The sequence below is a fragment of the Vibrio sp. B1FLJ16 genome, assembly GCF_905175385.1.
Taxonomy (GTDB): Bacteria; Pseudomonadota; Gammaproteobacteria; order Enterobacterales; family Vibrionaceae; genus Vibrio.
This window is the reverse complement of sequence record NZ_HG992749.1, coordinates 211,488-231,934: the sequence shown is the minus strand read 5'-3', so window position 1 is coordinate 231,934 and position 20,447 is coordinate 211,488. Positions and strand designations below refer to the sequence as shown.

The 20,447-nt window shown below is 43.1% G+C and carries 19 protein-coding genes; 11 read left to right on the top strand and 8 right to left on the bottom strand.

What is annotated here, in order from left to right:
- The first annotated feature begins 38 nt into the window (after positions 1-38).
- From KHN79_RS01095 to KHN79_RS01085, 3 genes are read left to right on the top strand one after another with little or no spacing between them, the layout of a single operon-like run.
- Entirely contained in the window at positions 39-713 is a 675-nt protein-coding gene (locus KHN79_RS01095) for a YjbF family lipoprotein (protein WP_182009786.1), read from the top strand.
- A complete protein-coding gene (locus tag KHN79_RS01090) occupies positions 710-1,483 on the top strand; it encodes a capsule biosynthesis GfcC family protein (RefSeq protein ID WP_182009787.1) in 774 nt (257 codons plus the stop codon). The genes KHN79_RS01095 and KHN79_RS01090 overlap by 4 nt, the downstream gene beginning before the upstream one ends.
- Entirely contained in the window at positions 1,480-3,678 is a 2,199-nt protein-coding gene (locus tag KHN79_RS01085) for a YjbH domain-containing protein (RefSeq protein ID WP_182009788.1), read from the top strand. Before KHN79_RS01090 ends, KHN79_RS01085 begins: the two co-directional genes overlap by 4 nt.
- Positions 3,679-3,729: 51 nt before the next feature.
- Here KHN79_RS01085 and KHN79_RS01080 read toward each other — a convergent pair whose 3' ends face one another.
- A complete protein-coding gene (locus tag KHN79_RS01080) occupies positions 3,730-4,935 on the bottom strand; it encodes an O-antigen ligase family protein (RefSeq protein ID WP_182009789.1) in 1,206 nt (401 codons plus the stop codon).
- 252 nt (positions 4,936-5,187) lie between these two features.
- Here KHN79_RS01080 and rfaD point away from each other — a divergent pair, with 252 nt between their 5' ends.
- The 7 genes from rfaD to KHN79_RS01035 all read left to right on the top strand — a co-directional run bounded on the left by rfaD (position 5,188) and on the right by KHN79_RS01035 (position 12,512).
- Positions 5,188-6,129, top strand: a complete 942-nt coding sequence (gene rfaD / locus KHN79_RS01075) for an ADP-glyceromanno-heptose 6-epimerase (RefSeq protein ID WP_182009790.1) — start codon at positions 5,188-5,190, stop codon at positions 6,127-6,129.
- Between the two features lie 455 nt (positions 6,130-6,584).
- Complete coding sequence (locus tag KHN79_RS01065) at positions 6,585-7,130, top strand: glycosyltransferase family 25 protein (RefSeq protein WP_280519660.1); 546 nt, start codon at positions 6,585-6,587, stop codon at positions 7,128-7,130.
- Positions 7,131-7,284: 154 nt separating this feature from the next.
- Positions 7,285-8,274: a lauroyl-Kdo(2)-lipid IV(A) myristoyltransferase gene (gene lpxM / locus KHN79_RS01060; protein ID WP_182009792.1), complete on the top strand. Its 990-nt coding sequence runs from the start codon at positions 7,285-7,287 to the stop codon at positions 8,272-8,274.
- Positions 8,271-9,329 carry a lipopolysaccharide heptosyltransferase II gene (waaF, locus tag KHN79_RS01055; RefSeq protein ID WP_182009793.1) on the top strand — a complete coding sequence of 353 codons (1,059 nt, stop codon included), beginning with the start codon at positions 8,271-8,273 and terminating at the stop codon, positions 9,327-9,329. Before lpxM ends, waaF begins: the two co-directional genes overlap by 4 nt.
- On the top strand, positions 9,323-10,594 hold the full coding sequence (gene waaA / locus KHN79_RS01050) for a lipid IV(A) 3-deoxy-D-manno-octulosonic acid transferase (protein WP_182009794.1): 1,272 nt from the start codon (positions 9,323-9,325) through the stop codon (positions 10,592-10,594). Before waaF ends, waaA begins: the two co-directional genes overlap by 7 nt.
- Complete coding sequence (locus tag KHN79_RS21550) at positions 10,588-11,511, top strand: glycosyltransferase family 2 protein (protein ID WP_244812584.1); 924 nt, start codon at positions 10,588-10,590, stop codon at positions 11,509-11,511. Before waaA ends, KHN79_RS21550 begins: the two co-directional genes overlap by 7 nt.
- A gap of 5 nt (positions 11,512-11,516) precedes the next feature.
- On the top strand, positions 11,517-12,512 hold the full coding sequence (locus KHN79_RS01035) for a glycosyltransferase 52 family protein (protein ID WP_182009795.1): 996 nt from the start codon (positions 11,517-11,519) through the stop codon (positions 12,510-12,512).
- A gap of 50 nt (positions 12,513-12,562) precedes the next feature.
- Here the strand turns inward: KHN79_RS01035 and pseI are convergent, their stop codons facing one another.
- The 7 genes from pseI to KHN79_RS01000 form a co-directional block, all read right to left on the bottom strand.
- Positions 12,563-13,612, bottom strand: coding sequence for a pseudaminic acid synthase (gene pseI, locus KHN79_RS01030; protein ID WP_182009796.1), 1,050 nt, complete (start codon positions 13,610-13,612; stop codon positions 12,563-12,565).
- An 11-nt stretch (positions 13,613-13,623) separates the two neighbouring features.
- Positions 13,624-15,123 carry a UDP-2,4-diacetamido-2,4,6-trideoxy-beta-L-altropyranose hydrolase gene (gene pseG, locus KHN79_RS01025; RefSeq protein WP_182009797.1) on the bottom strand — a complete coding sequence of 500 codons (1,500 nt, stop codon included), beginning with the start codon at positions 15,121-15,123 and terminating at the stop codon, positions 13,624-13,626.
- A gap of 4 nt (positions 15,124-15,127) precedes the next feature.
- Positions 15,128-15,811: a pseudaminic acid cytidylyltransferase gene (gene pseF / locus KHN79_RS01020; protein ID WP_182009798.1), complete on the bottom strand. Its 684-nt coding sequence runs from the start codon at positions 15,809-15,811 to the stop codon at positions 15,128-15,130.
- A 7-nt stretch (positions 15,812-15,818) separates the two neighbouring features.
- On the bottom strand, positions 15,819-16,991 hold the full coding sequence (gene pseC, locus KHN79_RS01015) for a UDP-4-amino-4,6-dideoxy-N-acetyl-beta-L-altrosamine transaminase (protein ID WP_182009799.1): 1,173 nt from the start codon (positions 16,989-16,991) through the stop codon (positions 15,819-15,821).
- Complete coding sequence (pseB, locus tag KHN79_RS01010; protein ID WP_182009800.1) at positions 16,988-18,001, bottom strand: UDP-N-acetylglucosamine 4,6-dehydratase (inverting); 1,014 nt, start codon at positions 17,999-18,001, stop codon at positions 16,988-16,990. Before pseB ends, pseC begins: the two co-directional genes overlap by 4 nt.
- 132 nt (positions 18,002-18,133) lie before the next feature.
- Positions 18,134-18,859: a 3-deoxy-D-manno-octulosonic acid kinase gene (locus tag KHN79_RS01005; protein ID WP_182009801.1), complete on the bottom strand. Its 726-nt coding sequence runs from the start codon at positions 18,857-18,859 to the stop codon at positions 18,134-18,136.
- Between the two features lie 10 nt (positions 18,860-18,869).
- Entirely contained in the window at positions 18,870-19,277 is a 408-nt protein-coding gene (locus KHN79_RS01000; RefSeq protein ID WP_182009802.1) for a diacylglycerol kinase, read from the bottom strand.
- A gap of 106 nt (positions 19,278-19,383) precedes the next feature.
- Between KHN79_RS01000 and KHN79_RS00995 the strand changes: the two genes are divergently transcribed.
- A complete protein-coding gene (locus KHN79_RS00995) occupies positions 19,384-20,439 on the top strand; it encodes a glycosyltransferase family 9 protein (protein WP_182009803.1) in 1,056 nt (351 codons plus the stop codon).
- Positions 20,440-20,447: the final 8 nt, after the last annotated feature.

Here is a 20,447-nt window from a genome sequence, read left to right as displayed (position 1 = left end):
TGATTTATTCAGGGCGATTTTATTTTCAAGAGGGAACAATGAACACCTTTCTAGCCAAACAATGGAAGCGCTTACTTCTGATCCTACCTGCCTTTAGTCTGATCTTCGGTTGTACTCAAAAGTTCAATGATGTCTCCGCAACCATTCAAGACGCTTACGGTAACTACATCGATGTAGAAATGACGCCTCAGGAGATTGAAGCAGTCCCTTACGCCAGTGCATACCTCAAGATAGGCAATCAAAAACAAGTTTTTGTTGTGTTGGCATTTGCCGAGCAAAACCCTCTTACCGGTAAAACTCAGTTAAAATGGGTCAGTGCAGACAAAGCGATGGTGGTGACAGAAAACGGCCATATCGTTAAAACACTGAAATTGCAGAATAACAATGTTGCTGGTGTCTATGGCTCAGTACCAGCATACAGCAACTCAAATACGGAATATGCCCTTTCTTATGACTGGGAAGAGCAATATCGATATGGTTTCCCGGCACGAGTAGCGCGAACTTACTTGGGTAAAAAAGTAGTCACAACGCCAATCTCTTCGACTTCTGCTGATTTATATCGAGAATCCGTTGAGTTCCCGACCCTATCTAAAATCGTTGATAACTATTATTGGGTAAATGAAGCAGGGCAAGTTGTAAAAACTCGCCAGCATTTAGGGCCGAATATGGCGCCGATTGAGTTAACGATACTGAAAGGATACAGCAAGCCATGATTAAGCGACCACTATCCTTATTAAACATAGCTTTAACAAGCCTCATACTACTGGCGAATACAAGTACGGCTTCTGCTCAGTCAACCTCAGAACAAGCACCCTCTTTAAATGTTGAGTTAACAGCCGTTGGTAAAGAAATGCAATTTTCTCAAGCGGTTCGCTTATCTGATGTTCTGAAACAGGCTCAGCAGCAGGATCTGATATTACAATACCCTCTAGCAACAACATTATTTAACAGTTCGGAAGAAGCATTGCGCGAGTCAGCCTCTCTGAAGAACTCGATATTGAATCAAATGGTTCGATATAACTTGAATACGCACCCGATGCATCAGTTTATCCAACAACATCAGTTCGCTCCGCGCCTGCTGTCAGCCATTGATTTAGATGATGTCCGCCTGGACAAATTTAACAACCCACTATTAAATGGTCAGTTAACCTTGATTTCGCCAAGACGCGTAGAGGAAATTACATATTTAGGAAATCTCGACAAGATATACTCCGTCAAAGGACAAGCCGGTATTCCATTACAAGACCAAATAAAAAGCCTAGAAGGTGATATTGGTAAACTGACCAATCCGCCCGTTATTATTTATCCGGATGGTAAAGTGATTCAGCCGCATCACGGTTCCTGGCTAACGACTCAATATTACCTGCCGCCATTGACCATGGTTTATATCCCTTTTGATGAATATGAAACCTCGAAAATAGATCAGGATATTGTCCAGCTACTCACGCAACTCAAGCCAACCGTAATGAAGAAGCCAAAATGATGTTGATTAGAAATACTTTAACCCTTTCTTTAATGGGGCCAGCATTGGTTTGGGCTCAGGACATGCCATTTGAAGCTCCTCCACTACAGCCCTCACAGATGGACTTTGGCGGTGTCGGCCTTATGCAAATGCCAACTGGCCGCATGGCACCGGAAGGTGAATTTAACGTTGCGGTCAACTTCAGTAATGAATACCAGTTTTATAATGTCACTCTGCAAGTGATGCCTTGGCTCGAAACGACCTTACGCTACACCTTGGTCAATGATCTTTTCTACAGCAACGATCCAGACTTTTCGGGAGATACAAAATACACCGATAAGGGCGTAGACTTTAAAGTTCGCCTGCTAGAGGAATCCCAGTATTTTCCAGAGCTTTCTGTCGGCGTTCGTGACTTTGCGGGTACGGGACTATTTGACGCCGAATTCTTCGCCGCGACCAAGCGATACTCCAATCCGAACTTAGGTACCTTCGATTTTACCTTGGGCATGGGCTGGGGTTATTTAGGTACGCGAGATAACATCACGAACATTGCTTGTAAGGCATCAAACAAATACTGCGAGCGTCCATCTGACTTTAAAGGTAGAGGCGGCAGCGTAGACTTCGAACGTTGGTTCAAAGGCCCTGCTGCGCTATTTGGTGGAGTGGAATACCAGACACTCTACGCTCCGCTGCGCTTTAAACTGGAATACGACAGCAACGATTACAGTGAAGACTTCCCTGCTCGTCGTGGTGGCATAAATATGACTCCGTATACGCCTTGGAACTTTGGCGTGCTGTACCGCTTAGGTCATATGGCAGATCTGCGTTTGAGTTATGAGCGTGGCGATACGCTCGTAGCGGGTTTAAGTCTGCACACTAACTTTAATGACATGCCTTCTTTCTGGCGTGATACACCAACACCAGAAGTAGAAGATAACCAACCAGCAGAACTTTCTGATGTGGACTGGAAGCGCGTAACAGAAGACTTGCATAAGATTGCCGGTTACCAAAATATCCAAATTTACGCACAAAACGATAAGGTATCGATTGTCGGTGAACAGAAGAAGTACCGTGACCGTAACGAGGCACACGAAAAAGCGGCAGCTGTACTCTATAACCAGGTACCAGACAGTGTCGATACCTTCACAATTAATGAACGAAACCGTGGTTTAATCACCGAACAAACCGCAATTTCGAAAGATAAGTACCGGGATTACGCCCAAGTAAACTACATCAACCCTCAAATCGAAGATGCGACTTCAACGTCGAGCCTTAAACCACAAGGTCAAACAACCTATGACGGCTTTAAGCGCTTCGATTGGGGCTTTGCACCTAAACTGGCGCAAACATTGGGTAATGCTGAAGACTTCTACCTGTTTAGTGTTGGTTTAAGCGGCAGTGCATCTTACTGGCTGACCGATCAACTTGAGATTGCCGGTTCACTTTACTGGGATTGGTACAACAACTACGACAAGTTCAACTATGTCACGCCACCTGATGCAACAACGATCCCGCGTGTGCGTACCATGTTCCGTGCTTACCAAAACGAGCACGATGTTACCATTTCGAACTTGCAATTAACCTGGTTCCAGGAATACTCAGATACGATGGACCAGCAGTTCTACGCAGGTTATCTGGAGAGTATGTTTGCCGGTGTCGGTACGGAGTTATTATATCGTCCGAAAGGCGCTAACTGGGCAATTGGTGCTGACGTTAACTTAGTCACTCAGCGTGACCCGCAAAGTTACTTTGGTATTTATGACGAAAAGTGGCAGAACGTTCCAGAGTACGGTCGTCCATTCCAAGTCATCGAAAAAGGATTTACAGGCTTTGTGTCTGGCTACTACTTCCCGCAGTGGGAGTTTCTATCTGATACCATGCTTGAGTTGAATGTAGGTCAATTCTTAGCAGGTGATAAAGGCGCTCAGTTCAGTTTCTCTAAACAGTTCAAGAGTGGTGTGATTGCCGGCGCGTTTGCGTCTATCAGTGACTTATCAGCTGATGAGTTTGGCGAAGGCAGCTTTACTAAAGGCTTCTACATCTCCATTCCATACGACATCATGACAGTCAAACCAAGTAACAATCGCGCGAACTTCAACTGGCAACCGCTGACTCGCGACGGTGGTCAAAGGCTAGGACGTAAATACGGCTTGATAGAACTGACTGATGAGCGAAACCCTTGGTATCAAAGACCAAATCGTTCAGAAGCAAATTAATAACAAGAGGGCCTAGGATCCTAGGCCCTAGAAGTTTCTATCCTCAGCGAGCTACTGTGCATTACCCAAGCAGTTATCCGACTCCAAATTGGAGAGCAGCGCCTTGATAAACAAGAAATACACGATGATTGTTTGTGCGTGACTCATAGGAACATCAGTTAGTGAAGCGACAATATATGCCAGAGAGATAACGCTTGCTGCTAATGTCGCTAAATTATTAGTTTGATAGTGATAATAAAACGGCAATAAAAGCAAAGCCAGAATGACCAAAAAACCAATGATACCCGTTTTCACCAATGCTTCGATAAACTGACTGTGATAATGAGTAAATGAAATGGCATTTTTGGAAATAATCCCCTCTTCATATTGCATTTCTTTCTGCTCGAGGTGTCCATCACCATAACCAAGAACCGGAGCTTTTTTAAACATTTCTAACCCACTCTTCCACATTTGAAGACGCAAACCTATAGAAGAATCAAGATTTCCGCCAGCGATCGTGGCTGCTTCTTTATTGGTTTGCTCTATCCTGTTCTCTATGGTTTGTTTATTCATGAAAATCAAGGTCGCCATCGCGATCCCCAGAATCAACACATACTTTCCTATCAGGACATGATTGCTGAATTTGATAACAAAGAAAAAAGCGAATACGGCTACATAAAATGCCAATAACACCCCACGAGCCTCACCTAAAATGAGCGCATTAAAAGAAAGCATGAAAGATGCAAATGCTATAACTTTAGTTCGAGAGCTAGCTTTTAAAACCAATAGCATCGCACTGAGTAAAGAAAACACACACGCTACCGTCGTATAAGGAATAGGATTGATATTCCACCATCGACCTAACTGCAAAATATGGGCTTGATAAAAGGTAGAAACAAAACAGGTCAATGCGCCAACCAAGACCCAAATAGGTACATGTTTTTGCTGTTTACGCCAGATATGTGCGGGAGTAAAAGTCAAAATTACAACGACCACAGAAAATGCTCGAATCACACTGGAGCCGTAGCCTTGATATACATCAACCGCAATATAAAAGCCTAAAGTCACCAAAAGCAATTGAAGGAGGCGGTGCGCTTTTATGTTACTCAATGCTAGTTGAAGCCCATACTGGCTAAAAGAAACCAACATAACAATAAGTGCAAACAGCACCATGAGTTTATGTCCATCTCTATAAAGCAACATTCCAGTCACGGCCCAGGTAAGAGGAAGAAAGTACAGAAATGATAACTTCTCATTTATCGATGGTTTTAGAATCACTTTAACTCCAATATGAGGTTCTTGGGCCGATAATGGCATAATCTATGATCATGCTTATCCTTGCACTTAAGAGCGTTATTCTACTCTGCTCCCTATTTTGTTCAATGCGCACGCCAAGCATAACGAAATAATCAAAGCAATTTGCTTCTAACTCTTTGAGCTTTGCTCCTGACTCTTTCTTCCCTCCCAATAGCGCTGCATTCCGTTTCTTGCTAGAATTCCAGAGAAATTTTAATCTATGGTGGAAGTTCTATGATTATCGTAACTGGTGGTGCTGGCATGATTGGCAGCAACATTGTGAAAGCACTCAACGCAGCTGGTATGAACGATATTCTGGTTGTCGACAACCTTAAAAATGGCAAAAAATTTAAGAATCTAGTTGATCTGGACATTACCGATTACATGGATCGTGACGACTTCCTTACCCAAATTATGGCGGGTGATGATTTCGGCCCGATCGAAGCCATCTTCCATGAAGGAGCGTGCTCTGCGACCACTGAATGGGATGGTAAATACATGATGCTGAACAACTATGAGTACTCAAAAGAGTTGCTGCATTACTGTTTAGACCGTGAAATTCCATTCCTTTATGCCTCCTCTGCAGCAACATACGGTGAGACAGACACCTTTGTTGAAGAGCGTGAGTACGAAGGCGCTCTTAACGTCTATGGCTATTCGAAACAACAGTTTGATAACTATGTACGTCGCTTATGGCAAGATGCTGAACAACACGGTGAAACCTTGTCGCAAATCACTGGCTTCCGTTACTTCAACGTCTACGGCCCTCGTGAAGATCACAAAGGCAGCATGGCATCAGTCGCATTCCATCTAAACAATCAGCTAAATGCGGGTGAGAACCCGAAATTGTTTGCCGGCAGTGAAACCTTTAAACGTGACTTTGTCTACGTGGGTGATGTATGTAAAGTCAATCTGTGGTTCCTGGAAAATGGTGTATCGGGTATCTTTAACTGTGGTACCGGTCGTGCGGAATCATTTGATGCTGTAGCAAAAGCCGTAATCACCCATCATGGAAAAGGCGAAATCCAAACTATCCCGTTCCCGGACCACCTTAAAGGTGCGTATCAAGAGTTTACTCAAGCTGACTTGACTAAACTACGCGCTGCGGGCTGTGATATAGAGTTCAAAACAGTTGCAGAAGGGGTTGCTGAGTACTTAGCCATTCAGAATCGCTAACATGTAAGCGGCGGTGTATTACTTTATACTGTTGTCCTGTCTCGAGATCCTAAAGGGAGCGGAGTTTAACCTGCTCCCTTTTGAGCTACTTCACTATGAATACTGGTACCTGTAATTTCATTGTGTTCGACATCTCTCCCTGTGAACAAGCCCTACAATCTTTCTATATGACATACATTCGATACCTGGCTTAACCGTTGTACCTTTAAGAAACCCGATCACGCTAAACTTAATTTTTGTTATTCAAACGAGTATTATGATGAAGACCTTTGTCTTAAGCCTTAAGAATTCTATTGATCGCCGAGAGCGAGTTGAGACAAAGCTCAACGCGGCCAATATACAATTTGAGTTCTTTGACGCATTAACACCTCAAGATTTAACGAATACGCAGAAAGAGCTCATAAGACCTGAAAAAACACTTAGACTGAAAGGTTACACGCTAAAAAAAAGGTGAAATCGCCTGTTTTTTTAGCCATATGGCGATATGGCAATGGTGCGTTAAGCATCAACAAGATGTTCTGGTTTTGGAGGACAACGTCGATATTCATCCAGAAATTGCATCTGTGGTAGCCGAATTACAACACATCCGCTCTCAATTAAGTCTTCGCTCTCTCGTTAAGTTAGCAGCATCCAAACAAAATATAGCGTTTAACAAGACGACTGCGCTCTCAGAAACCTTTGCTCTTGGTGACTATGCTTGCCCCACATCAGGCGCTATGGGCTATTTGCTCCGCCCAGAAGCAGCTGAGCAGCTTGTGAACAATGCAAAAGAAATACTGTTCCCTGTGGATGACTACATGGAAAAAGTCTGGATTCATGACATCAATATTATAAGTATCTATCCAGATGTGGTTTTTAGAGCCGCGATCCCCTCAACTATTGGACATACACGCAAAAATAAAGATCACTTAAGTGTAATAAACAAATTTTATATAGAAGCGTTTCGGTTCTATGAGCAGATAAGAAGGAAGTTTTACTTGCTAACAAAGCGTCGTTGTTAACACCTCAGTTGAACGCCGCACGAATAGACTTTATCTTATCGTCAATGAGTACCCATAGACACCATCACCTCGTACGCTAGAATACATAACTATCAGCTCACGAGAGTAAAAAGAGCCAAAGTTTTGCCCAACAAAAAGGTTGTAAATTACGACAATGACAACGGAAAGTAACGACTTCGACCCTAAAGCCTACAATCCTGAGTTTAAGCGCCACTTTTTAGCGCCTAAATATTGGGGAACTTGGCTAGGCGTCATTCTCTCTTTGCCTTTAGCCCTGATGCCACTTAGCGCGCAAAAGTGGCTTGCTAAAACGGCCGCGAGAAAATTATCGAAATCACGTAAAGGTCCAGCTCATCGAGCACGCGTAAACTTTGAGTTGTGCTTCCCAGAAAAGTCCTTTGAGGAACGTGAAGCTCTGATTGAGAAAACGCTGTACACGGCGGCGCTCTTTTTCCTCCGTTTTGGGTTGTTGAGTTTACGCTCACCAAATTGGCTACAAAAACGTTGCAATATTCAGGGGCAGGATATTCTTCGAAAACATATTGATAACGACGAGAATGTGATCTTGATGGTTCCCCACTCTTGGGCCATTGATGTTCCCGCAATTTTGCTCGCTTCAATGGGAATGCCGGTATCTGCAATGGCAAAAAAACAGAAGAACGAGGTTGCTGACTGGTTGATGCACAAGCAAAGGGTACAGTATGGTGGACGGGTTTATGAGCGCTCTGGTGGCATCAAGCCTTTTTTAAAATCGGTTCGCGATGGCTATATTGGATATTATTTACCCGATCAAGATCATGGTCCTGAGCATAGCGTCTTCGTAGACTTTTTTGCCACTCGTAAAGCGACGCTACCTGGCTTAGGTAAAATTGCGAAACTATCACGTTCGAAAGTGTTACCTTTGTTTGCATCGATGAACACAGAAGATGGTACGTTTGATATCGAGATTTTACCTGCATTTGAGCTGGATAAAAGCGAAGAGCAAGACGCGCGCACTTGCAACGAAGCGATTGAATACTTCGTTGGCAGCAAACCTGAACAGTACATGTGGGTACTGCAATTGTTGCATTCACAGGAAGACGGTAATAACTATTACAATATCTTTAAGCAGAGATATAACACTGACTGGCAAATCAAAAAATGAAAAAAATCTTAGTTATTGGTCCTTCTTGGGTCGGCGATATGGTGATGTCGCAATCGCTCTACATCGTTTTAAAACAGCTTAACCCTGATAGTGAAATTGATGTCATAGCGCCTGGATGGTGTAAGCCGATCTTAGAACGCATGCCAGAAGTGAATATGGCTATTGAAATGCCAATCGGTCATGGTGAGTTTAACCTTCTTGGTCGTCGCGAAATTGGCAAATCCCTGCGTGAAAAGAAATACGATCACGCTTATATTCTGCCAAAGTCGGCTAAATCCGCTCTGATTCCGTGGTTTGCGGATATTCCTCTTCGTACTGGCTGGAAAGGCGAAATGCGTTACGGCTTGCTCAATGATATTCGATCTAACATGAAGTCGTTCCAATACATGGTAGAACGCTATGTGGCTTTAGCGTATCCAAGAACAGGGATGGTTGACTCGTCATCATTAGGTGGATTAGAGGCTCTTCCCCGCCCTCGTCTTGATATCAATGAAAAAGAGCAACAGGAAACCATCCAGAAGTTTAGCCTAAACCAAGAGCGTTCGATCATCGGTTTATGTCCGGGTGCCGAGTTTGGCCCGGCAAAAAAATGGCCAGAAACCCACTATGCAGAAGTGGCTACACAAATGTGCAAAGAGGGTAATCAAGTCTCGTTATTCGGCTCACAAAAAGATCTTGAGACTTGCAATAACATCCGCTCGCTGGTTCCAAGCGACTATCATCAATACATTCATGTTTTGGCGGGACAAACCAGCTTGATTGAGGCCGTTGACCTGCTTGCTGCCTGTAAAACGGTTGTGGCCAATGATTCAGGTTTGATGCACGTTGCAGCGGCGGTTGGCTGTAATGTTGTCGCTGTGTACGGTTCGACCTCTCCAAAATATACGCCGCCACTTGCGGAAAAAGTCGAGATTGTTCATACCGACATTGACTGTCGCCCATGTTTTCAGCGTGAATGCCAGTTCAACCACCTTAAGTGTTTGACGGAATTGTCACCAAAACAAGTGCTGAATAGCATTCAAAAACTCGAAGCGATTACCATTAGCTCATGTTAATTCGACTCATATATACCCTGTTGCTGACTTTGGCTTCGCCGGTTCTTTTGTTTGGTTTGTATAAAAGCAAACCAAACAAACCTAAATTTGGTCCGCGCTGGAAAGAGCATTTTGGTATTACACCAAAGCTTAACACTGACCAACGACCAATATGGATTCATGCCGTATCCGTTGGTGAAAGCATCGCGGCAGCACCGCTAATAAAAGCGTTAAAAAAGCAAAACCCTGATCAAGCGATTCTGGTTACCACGACAACCAGCACCGGGGCAGAGCAAGTGGCAAAACTAGGTGACTTAGTTGAACATCGCTACATGCCAATCGACTTTAGCTTTGCGGTAAAAGGCTTTTTGAAAGCGACAAATCCGAAGCAAATGCTGATCATTGAAACCGAGCTTTGGCCAAACACCCTTAACACTGTGCACAACGCGGGGATTCCTATTACTGTGGTTAACGCTCGCCTGTCTGAAAAGTCGTGTAATAACTATAAAAAAGCTCAACCACTGTTTAACATGATCCATCCATGTTTAACAAAAGTGCTATGCCAAGCAGAATCGGACGCTGAACGCTTTGAGCTTTTAGGCGTAAACAAAGATAAACTCTTTGTGACTGGCTCGATTAAGTTTGACATTGAAATTTCGGATGAAGTGAAAAAGCAAGGCAAATCACTTAGATCAGATTTAGGCGTGAACCGCCCTGTATGGATTGCAGCAAGTACACATAAAGGTGAAGACGAGCAGGTACTTGCCGCACACAAAAAGATACTAGAGTCATTCCCAGACGCGTTACTCATTTTAGTTCCACGACACCCGGAACGCTTCGATAGTGTATTTGAACTTTGCCAAACACAAGGCTTTGACACTGTCCGTCGCACTACTCAACCTGAAGTGACCAAATCTACTCAGATTTATCTAGGCGATACCATGGGTGAAATGCTGATATTAATCGGCGCAGCCGACGTGTGCTTTATGGGCGGAAGCCTAATTGGCGATAAGGTTGGTGGACACAATGTATTGGAGCCAGCGGCTTTGAGCGTCCCCGTGATTACTGGGCCAAGTTACTATAACTTTAAAGAAGTCGTGCAAACTTTGGCTGAAACCAACGCAATTATAATTACAAATAAATTGCCATCCTCTATTGTAAAAACATTATCTGACTTTCGACTTCGACAAGAGATGTCTTTCAATGCTGAACTTTTTATTAAAAATAGTAAAGGTAGCATTCAGAGTTCACTGCTATTTATACTTACGGCCAACGAGAAATGTTAAGTATTATCATTCCTATATATAATGCAGAAAAAACTATTGAAAGATGTATTAACTCAATAATTACTGCTGACAAAAAAAATCCTAATATCATATCAGAAGTAATAGCAATTGATGATGGCTCTTCTGATAACTCACTGTTATTACTAAATAAAATAGCATCTCAATATGAAAAACTAAATGTAATATCTCAAGAAAATAAAGGCGCTGGCGGAGCAAGAAACAAAGGACTAAATGAAGCAAAATCCAAGTTTATCTCCTTCGTTGATAGTGATGATTATGTTCACCGTGATTACCTTTCCCCTCTTTTGGATAATAGCAACAGCAGTATAATTTCTTTCAACATACTCAAAAAATCAAAGTCTAGCTCCGACTCTGTCATTCTACCGGGAGAAACAAGCGGATCAATGGCAAGCGCTTTTTTCTATAAGAGTATATTTATAGATAACAATTTACTTTTCCCAGAGAATATAAATTATGAGGATAATGCTATTAGCTTTATAGTTTGGACATTAAATAAGGAGAGTAGAATTCATATTGATAAAGAGCTGTATATTTACCAGTATACAAGTACTAGCCAAAGCAATACAAAGTCCAAGCACCACTTATTTAGCCGAATAAAATCAATGGCTCATTTACAAGACAAAGCAAAAAGTCTAGGTTTATTTGAAAAACACAAGTCAGAGCTAGGAGAAATGGCATTCAAACTAGCTTATATACCTGCATTATCACTTTGCTTCAGAGGCTTTTCTAACTATAGCACATACATTAAAACCAAAGATCAATTATCTGGCTTATACATTAAAAAACCAAGTAACACTCCATTTAAGAAACAAACATTCTATTTTTTTGTAGAACATATGGGGTACATTGGTTATTTGCTAATTTGTTTAAAACGATTGAATAAAATCTATAGGTAAGTTGTATGAATTTATTTTCCGTAACTTCCCCTTTCCAATACATATGTGCTATAGAGGCTAAGGCTCACTACAAAACAAAGAATAATATTCTATTACTAGTAGAGCAAGCATCAGAACTTGGCTTGAGCCAGCAAGAGAAAATCGTTAAAAAAAGTGAATGGGATTACGTGATAACCATTCCTCGAACAGACAGAACTAGAAATCTACCTAAAGCGATAAAAAAAATACGCTTAATCACCCAAGAGCGCAACATAGAGCACTTCTTCCACGCAGAATATAATGGTTGGAGAACCAAACTTCTTTTAAAAAATTTACCGATAAGTAAAGAGGTGTACTTTGACGATGGAACGCTTACTATCAACGAATATGAAGAGGTAATTAGAAATAAAGCAACATATTCTAGAAAGCGTTTTTTCAACGATTCTCTTTTAAGGTTACAAGGTATTATTCCTATCGGAGAATTACCTCAAAGTAACAACCTTGAACTGTTCACACTATTTGATATATATGAACCTGATCACCCAATCGTCAAAAATAGATTTCAAGAGTTGAGCCATAAATATAATATCAGTGCAACTTATCCTAATACCAATACTGTCGGATTTATTGGACAGGGTGCCATTGGGCATAAGAATCAGAAATCAGAATCGCAGTATTTAAATGAAGTAATTAAGTTCTGCCAACAACACGAGCATATTGTTTACTTCCCTCATAGAACCGAGTCAACAGAGCTAAAAGAAAAAATACAAACGATTTCTAATCTTACCTATCACCAGTCTGAATACCCTTTAGAGATTGAGATATTAGAAAAAAATTTAGCCTTGTCAAAGCTTGTTGGTACAAACTCAACGGTTTTATTCACTGCGAAGCTTATTTTTCCAGAAATGGAAATTTTTTACGTACCGCCCAATACAGATGGTTACTCTGAAAAAAATAGGTTAAGAAATGAGAGGATTGTCCAGTACTTAGATAGGGCTGGAGTCAAAGAAGCAAACACGTAAATATGCCACCAAGTAGGTTGCTCAAACTCCCTACTTGGTGACACTTCAACTTAGTTTAAGTGTTCCAACTGCAAAGCAGTACCTTTCGCCAAATCTTGGGAAACTACCTTGCCTAGGACGATATCTAGATATTTAGGCGCTAATCCAAAACCAGGCCTAATACTACGCACATGCTCTTCTGTTAACACTTCACCCGCTTTAATGTCTTTAACAATATATAAAGAGCGACGGAATTTTACGTTACCCTTTTCTGCTTCGGTACGTTCATAATTCACCTTGCCCATCGCACGCCATGCCGTTTTGGTATCTCGACAAAGCGCCTGAAGCTCCTTAGGCTCTAAAGAAAAGCTGTCATCAGCCCCACCGCCATTTCTATCCATAGTGACATGTTTTTCAATCAAACAAGCGCCTAGTGTTACAGATGCCACCGCCGTTGCATTGTCTATCGTATGATCCGATAGACCTGATAGGACACCAAAACGCTCACTGATATCTGCAATGGTTTTTAAATTGTATTGCTCTGCGGGTGCTGGGTAACCACTCACGCAATGCAGTACAACTAGGTCTTCACAGCCATTGTCTGTCGCCGTTTCAATCGCCTCGGCGATCTCTTCCTCATTGGCCATCCCGGTTGAGATGATCATCGGCTTACCGGTTTGCGCGACACGCCTAATCAAAGGCAAATCGATCACTTCAAAAGAAGCAATTTTGTAAGCAGGAGCATCGAGTTCTTCTAAAAGATCAACCGCACTAAAATCAAACGGCGAACTGAAGATGGTGATACCGAGCTCTTTCGCTTTCTCAAACAATGGTTTGTGCCAGTCCCATGGCATGTGAGCGCCTTTGTATAATTCATATAGCGTCTGACCATCCCACAAGCCGCCATGAATTTGAAACTCTTCTGAGTCGCAATCAATGGTAATCGTATCGTGGGTGTAGGTTTGCAGCTTAATGGCATCAGCACCCGCTTTCTTTGCTTCTTCCATAATTTGAAAAGCTCGGTTTATATCACCATTATGGTTTGCTGAAAGCTCAGCAATAATATAAGGCGGGTGATCAGGACCTATTTTTCGGCCATCAATAATAATTTCTGACTTCATTATCATCTCTCTTAAATTGGGTAGCGAATATACGTTTCTGCGTCTAATTGTGTGTAATTCGCTTTCTGAAATAGCTTTTGGGAGGCCACATTCTCTTTCAGTACGGTCGCATGGAGTGTCATTTCGGGATGAAGTTCATCCACCATAGAAAGTGCCGCAATGGCAACGCCTTTGCCGTAGCTCTCTGGAGCGACATAGATAGAAACCAAGTAATGACCTGGCTCCGTATTATCCAGTCTAACAACACCCAGGGGTTTATGATTTTGCTTATCGATGACGATATAAAAGTAGTCTCGAACGCTGTCGAGTTTTCTTGTCATCCACTGCTTATGTTCATCCCAACTCGGTACTGTCGCATTAAGGGCATATTCACGAGTTTTAGGATGGCACTGCCAGTGGTAAACGGTGTCGATGTCATCTCGCCTTGCACGGCGTAACTGCAGAAGAGAATGAGCTTTTGGCTCTAACATCTGCTGTATTTCCAGCACGACGCGTCGTAGGCCTAACCCGTCACAGAGTCTAAGATTGTTAGTGTGATAGGTTGCCCAGCCAGAGATAAGCTGCTCATAAGCAACTAACAGCTTCGCCTTAATCTCAGGCAGAGTGACTTTTAGGATGGCTTGATGAGCCAGAAGCTGCGCGCAAATCATCGACTGATTTTCTGCGAGAGGAATGAGAATACTAGGCAGCCCTAAGCAGGCACGCTCCCAACTGGTGGTGCCTGGAGCGCCGATGGCTATATCATGCTGCAGCATCAGCTCAGCCATATTGCTCTCAAACTCTTTATGCTTTACGTCATCATGTTGATGACACCACGCTTTCACTTCTTGATAGTGCGGAGCACGAGTGCTCAATAACACGGTAAAGCTCGCATCAACCCTACCTACCAAGGCTTTTAAAACCGATAAGGTAGCATTGGGGTTGTCTATCCCACCCATAGAGATCAGTACTCGTGGCTTCTCTTTAGGTGGAACTCGATTTAATCCTCGCTCTCTCAGTGCGAGGAAATTAGGTGCTAATAGTGCGTAGTCACTGCCTGTTAACGCTCTGGCTGATCCGAAATATTCATTAGGGTTGCGTCCCAATGTTTGGTCGATGATGAGGTCTGCATCATGAGTACGAGCTAAGTCATCGAGCGCCATTAGATGACAACCTAACTCATTTTTCACTTGCTTTTGCCAATCATCTTCAATGGCATAATGATCGGTCACGACTAAATCTGCGGCTTTGATATGGGAAAGGAAGTCCCTCGCATCCTCACAGACCGAACGCTGCAGCCATCCACAATAATCCGCCTCGTGAGTTGGTTGAATATACTCTGAAGGCGCTGTCAATGTCACAACATCGAAGCCTCGGCTCTTAATGTAGGAAATCATATCCCCTTTTTGTGGCAAGCAAGCAAACGAGACGCGATAACCGTGCGACTTTAGTTCATCAGCCAAAACGAGGCAACGCATCACATGACCGCTGCCAATCCAAACGGAGGCATCCACCCTAAATACAACGTTCATAGCACTAACTCATGACGGAATACAGCGCTTGCGCCAAATCCCAATCTTCTGGTGTATCAATATCTTGCACACGGCTTCTTGGTAGTAGCACCACACGTGAATGCGGTGCAAAAATGGCTTTTCGCTTTAAAAACGCGCTTTTCTTGCCCCAATAAAACTGACCCGCATCATGATATGCTTCCTCTAAGTCCTGAGAGCGCACCTGCTCGTTTTCAGGGGCAAACATGTTAACTTCTCCATCAGTCGAGAGCTTAATCGCTCTTTGAATAGGAAAAGGAAAGGTCGTGGCACTGAACACAAACTCACACGCTTCATCCTGAAGCGTATTCAAGCCTTGCAACAAAGACGACTCGGTCACGAAGGGAGCGGTTGCGTACAAGCAGCATACATATTGGACATCCATTCCTTGGCTGTCGCACCATTGAATCGCATGCTGCATGACATCCATCGTGGTTGCGTGGTCATCAGATATCTCGGCAGGGCGAATAAAGGGTACTTCCGCACCAAACGCCATCGCGACATCAGCAATCTCTTGGTCGTCTGTCGATACGATCACTTTATCAAAACAGCCCGACTTAAGAGCCGCATCAATGGAATAAGCGATCATCGGTTTCCCATGAAATAGCTTGATGTTTTTGCGAGGAATACGTTTACTGCCACCGCGAGCAGGAATGATCGCAATGTTCATTAGTGACTTACCTCTGCAATATCTCTGACAGCACGCTTACCACTTCATCTTGTTGTTCATTACTCATCGAATGGAACATCGGCAATGAAATCGCCTCTTGGTAGTAGCGCTCTGACTCAGGGAAATCTCCGGCATGGAACCCCATTTTTTTATAATAGGGCTGGGTATGCACTGGAATGTAATGGAGGTTGACGCCAATGCCATTCTTACGTAGAGAATCAAAGACTTCTTTATGTGATAAAGCTATTTTTTCCAGCTCCAAGCGGATCACGTACAGATGCAAACCCGAGTAGGTATTGTCTAGCTGGTACGGCAACACAACGGGTAGAGATTGCAATAACTGGTTGTAACGCTCAGCCAGCCGATGACGAGCGGTAATGAACTGCTCAAGACGCTGCATCTGAGTGACACCCAATGCGGCTTGTAATTCCGTCATTCGATAGTTAAAGCCCAAGTCGACTTGCTGGTAATACCATGAGCCATGGCTTTCGCCTTCCATTTGCTCCGGGTCACGAGTAATACCATGACTGCGCAGCAGCGCCATTTTCTCGGCCAACCCTTTATTGTTGGTCAACGCAGCGCCACCTTCTGCTGTGGTCACGATTTTTACCGGGTGAAAACTAAAAACAGTGATGTCTGAGTATTCACAGTTGCCAATCGGCTTGCCATGATATTGACCGCCAATCGCGTGCGATGCGTCTTCGATGACTTTAAAACCGTACTGTTTGGCTAACTTGGCAATAGCTTTCATATCGCAAGGTTGACCACACAAATGCACTGGCACTACGACTTTTGGTAAGGTTCCATTCGCTTTGGCTGAAATTAGTTTTTGTTCCAGCTTTTTCGGGCACAGGTTATAGGTAGCTGGGTCGATATCGACAAAATCTACTTTTGCACCGCAATACAAGCCGCAGTTTGCAGAGGCCACAAAGGTAACTGGCGATGTCCATAGCCAATCACCTTCCTCCAATCCCAGAGCAAGACAAGCAATATGTAACGCTGACGTTGCACTGTTCACCGCCAAGGCATATTCCGCGCCGGTATGATCGATGAGCGTTCGTTCAAATTCGGGAACTTTTGGACCTTGCGTCAAAAAATCGGAGTGTAAAACTTCGATGACACCATCAATATCTTGTTGGGTGATGTCTTGTCTTCCGTATGGGATCACGCTACTTCTCACACTGTAAAATTAGGGTCTACATGCTCTTTAACTAAAGCTCGTAAGCTTTCAATCGTTTCCCACTCGGTATTCGTTCCAGAGTTGTACTTAAATCCAAACGGCACTTTTTCTGCTTTATGGTGCGTTAGATACTCTTCTTCGGTGTAAGTAAAAGATACCGAAGGCAAGATCGCGTAGTACTTGCCTAGGTCGATAGTATTTAAGGAGTCCGTATCTGTGATCATTTCTTCGTGCAGCTTTTCACCAGGGCGAATACCAACCACTTTAGTCTCACATTCAGGTGCCACTGCTTCTGCAATGTCTAAGATTTTGTAAGATGGGATCTTCGGTATGAATATCTCACCACCTAAATGGTGCTCAAGTGCGTACATCACCATATTTACGCCATCTTGCAAAGAGATGTTAAAACGGGTCATCTCTTCATGCGTAATTGGCAATACGCCTTCTGAGCGTTTGTTCAAGAAGAAAGGGATAACCGAACCACGTGAACCCATTACGTTACCGTAACGAACCACACTGAATCGAATGTCTTTAGAGCCTTTGATATTGTTGGCCGCGGTAAACAGCTTGTCTGAAGCCAGTTTCGTCGCGCCGTACAAGTTGATAGGCGCACACGCTTTATCTGTCGACAACGCCACCACATCTTTAACGCCGCATTGAAGTGCCGCGTGAATAACATTTTCCGCACCATCGACGTTCGTACGAATACACTCTGTCGGGTTGTACTCTGCGGTATCCACTTGTTTGATTGCAGCCGCGTGAATGATCACATCAACGCCTTCACAAGCTTGGATCATGCGATTTTGATCGCGCACATCACCGATAAAGAAGCGAAGTTGAGGAAAGTCTTTAGCCGGATACTTCTGCTTAAGTTCGAACTGTTTAAGTTCATCGCGAGAAAAAATGATGATTTTCTTTACTTGTGGGAAGCGCTCAAGAATGGTTTTGATGAACTGTTTACCGAACGAACCAGTGCCGCCCGTGATTAAAATTGATTTAGAATTCAACATATTTTGCTCTTAATAAATATTCAAGGGTCTAATAGCCCATAAATAAGTTCGTTTGAATACTAGCTCTTCACTTGTCTAATATTCAATTAACCTTACTCTACCTGCATCAAGAAGGCTTAGTGAGTAAGTCATTCAACTGTTAGCCTTTCTCTCAAGTATACCCGTTTCAAGATATAAAGCCTCAAAATCAGACTCATTCCATTGTATGTCTCGCTTAATTTTTTCTTTCGAAAATGAACGTTTCAATCTTTCTAGATTACGTTCTTGCCATTGACCTTCTGATGCCAAGTGACATTTATCAAAGTCAATAATCCACACTCTATCTTGATTATCAATTAGAATATTGTGGATATTTAAGTCAGTATGATTAACGTTTGCCGTATGCATTTTGGCAATTTCTTGCCCAATTTTTTTATACATTTCCTTCGATAACGCACGTTCTTGCAAAATACTGACCAGATCTCTAGCATTTGGAATACGTTCGCTCAATAAATCTGCTTGATATGTAGAGCCGAGTTTAACGGCACGCGCTGCAATCGGTCGAGGTACGTTAACTCCTGCGTTTCTCAATGTGAGTAACAGTTGGAACTCTTCAGCGCTGCGTGTTTGCTCCCAACCGGAAAACCAATACTGATCTTTAACCAACTTACCAAATAAGCCACCACGACGGTAATGACGCAATGCCGCCTGCATTCCATCAAGCTGAACAAACCAAGTAGTACCCCGTCCCTTAGCACTACCAACAACCTTGTTAATTGACTGCCAGTATTTTTGATCAAAGATTGGCTGACTAGGGTCTGATATCAGTTCATCATCAAACCAAACTACCTGATTGTTATCTTGATACTGTTGAATCATTTTTTGCTCTCTAGACCAGGTAACGACTGATTAAAATGTATACCCACGTAAAAGTGGCGAAAACTAGCGCAACCATAACGGCAGCAGACCCTATATCTTTAGCGCGTCCACTAAGTTCGTGATGTTCAACACCAATACGATCGACTACCGCTTCAATCGCTGAGTTTACCAGCTCTACAATAAGTACCAATACGACGACGCCTATCATCAAAATTCGCTCAATCACACTAACATCGAACATAATGGCGAGGATAAGAGAGATAAGCAGTAGCAAGATCTCCTGCCTAATTGCAGCTTCATGTTTAAATGCGGCTCTTAATCCTTGGATCGAATAGCCCGTCGCTTTGACAATGCGCTTTATGCCACCACTGCCCGGCTTTCCAGATTGCTTCGATTGTTCTGGTGTCGTCTTTAACATTAAAAACACTTATCAGTATTGCGCTATATACGAGCTGTGCATTTTACATTTATTAGGGATGTCTGCATAATTTACCTGCCTCTATTCATCTTAACAGACAAGAATTATGTTCACTTCTGCCCCTTCGTCATTATGTATCTTGCGTTTATCCGCTATTGGAGATGTTTGTAATACCATCGCTACGGTACAAGCTATTCAAAAACAATGGCCAACCACTCACATTACTTGGATTACCGGTAAGCTTGAATCACAGCTATTAGCCGCCATTGAAGGTATCGAAGTCATTGTATTTGATAAAAAAACGGGGTTAGAGGGCTATAAATCCCTGTGGAGACAATTAAAAGGCCGAGAGTTCGATGCTCTTTTGCATATGCAATATGCTATTCGAGCAAGCGTTGCTACATTGGGTATTAAGGCAAAATACAAACTCGGTTTTGCTTATGATAGAAGCCAAGATTTTCAGACGCTTTTTACCAATATCAAAGTCCCTTCCCCGCAATCTTTGCATGTGGCAGATGGCCTTATGGCGTTTGCACATCAAATTGGGGTTCCTAAAGCAGAGCTAAATTGGACGCTATCCTACTCCACGCAAGACCAAGTGTGGGCTCAGAGCCATATTCCACACCACAAGCCAAATCTGCTCATTGTGCCAGGAGCCAGCAAAGCCTATAAAAACTGGCATGCTGAAGGGTATGTAGATGTGATAGAGCACGCTAGAGCGAAAGGCTGGAACGTGATTCTCGCTGGCAGTCCTGCCCAAGTTGAATTGGATTTAGCAGAGGAGATTCAGTGCCGATTGGAGGAGCCCTGTCTAAATGTAGTGGGGAAAAGTTCGATACTGCAAATGCTTGCTTTGATTGACAACGTTGACATGGTTATAGCTCCAGATACCGGGCCAGCCCATATGGCGAGTGCAATGAACACCCCAATTATCGGTTTGTATGCTCACCATAACCCGCTTCGAGTTGGCCCCTACCGCTATCTAAAATACGTCGTATCCGTTTACGAAGAAGCTATTTTGGCCGAAACAGGAAAAACTAGCCAAAAGCTTAGCTGGAGAACCCGGGCTAAAGATGAAAAAGCAATGAGTCGTATCACGAGTGATCAGGTGATGAGTATGTTCGATCTCGTCATTGAAGATTTGTATCCGCAATACCAGTAAACTCCCTG

Bases quoted from the DNA above. Each gene is read 5' to 3' on its own strand.
- KHN79_RS01095 (WP_182009786.1), top strand. From the start codon at position 39: ATGAACACCTTTCTAGCCAAACAATGGAAGCGCTTACTTCTGATCCTA.
- KHN79_RS01090 (WP_182009787.1), top strand. From the start codon at position 710: ATGATTAAGCGACCACTATCCTTATTAAACATAGCTTTAACAAGCCTC.
- KHN79_RS01085 (WP_182009788.1), top strand. From the start codon at position 1,480: ATGATGTTGATTAGAAATACTTTAACCCTTTCTTTAATGGGGCCAGCA.
- rfaD (WP_182009790.1), top strand. From the start codon at position 5,188: ATGATTATCGTAACTGGTGGTGCTGGCATGATTGGCAGCAACATTGTG.
- lpxM (WP_182009792.1), top strand. From the start codon at position 7,285: ATGACAACGGAAAGTAACGACTTCGACCCTAAAGCCTACAATCCTGAG.
- waaF (WP_182009793.1), top strand. From the start codon at position 8,271: ATGAAAAAAATCTTAGTTATTGGTCCTTCTTGGGTCGGCGATATGGTG.
- waaA (WP_182009794.1), top strand. From the start codon at position 9,323: ATGTTAATTCGACTCATATATACCCTGTTGCTGACTTTGGCTTCGCCG.
- KHN79_RS21550 (WP_244812584.1), top strand. From the start codon at position 10,588: ATGTTAAGTATTATCATTCCTATATATAATGCAGAAAAAACTATTGAA.
- KHN79_RS01035 (WP_182009795.1), top strand. From the start codon at position 11,517: ATGAATTTATTTTCCGTAACTTCCCCTTTCCAATACATATGTGCTATA.
- pseI (WP_182009796.1), bottom strand. From the start codon at position 13,612: ATGAAGTCAGAAATTATTATTGATGGCCGAAAAATAGGTCCTGATCAC.
- pseG (WP_182009797.1), bottom strand. From the start codon at position 15,123: ATGAACGTTGTATTTAGGGTGGATGCCTCCGTTTGGATTGGCAGCGGT.
- pseF (WP_182009798.1), bottom strand. From the start codon at position 15,811: ATGAACATTGCGATCATTCCTGCTCGCGGTGGCAGTAAACGTATTCCT.
- pseB (WP_182009800.1), bottom strand. From the start codon at position 18,001: ATGTTGAATTCTAAATCAATTTTAATCACGGGCGGCACTGGTTCGTTC.
- KHN79_RS01005 (WP_182009801.1), bottom strand. From the start codon at position 18,859: ATGATTCAACAGTATCAAGATAACAATCAGGTAGTTTGGTTTGATGAT.
- KHN79_RS01000 (WP_182009802.1), bottom strand. From the start codon at position 19,277: ATGTTAAAGACGACACCAGAACAATCGAAGCAATCTGGAAAGCCGGGC.
- KHN79_RS00995 (WP_182009803.1), top strand. From the start codon at position 19,384: ATGTTCACTTCTGCCCCTTCGTCATTATGTATCTTGCGTTTATCCGCT.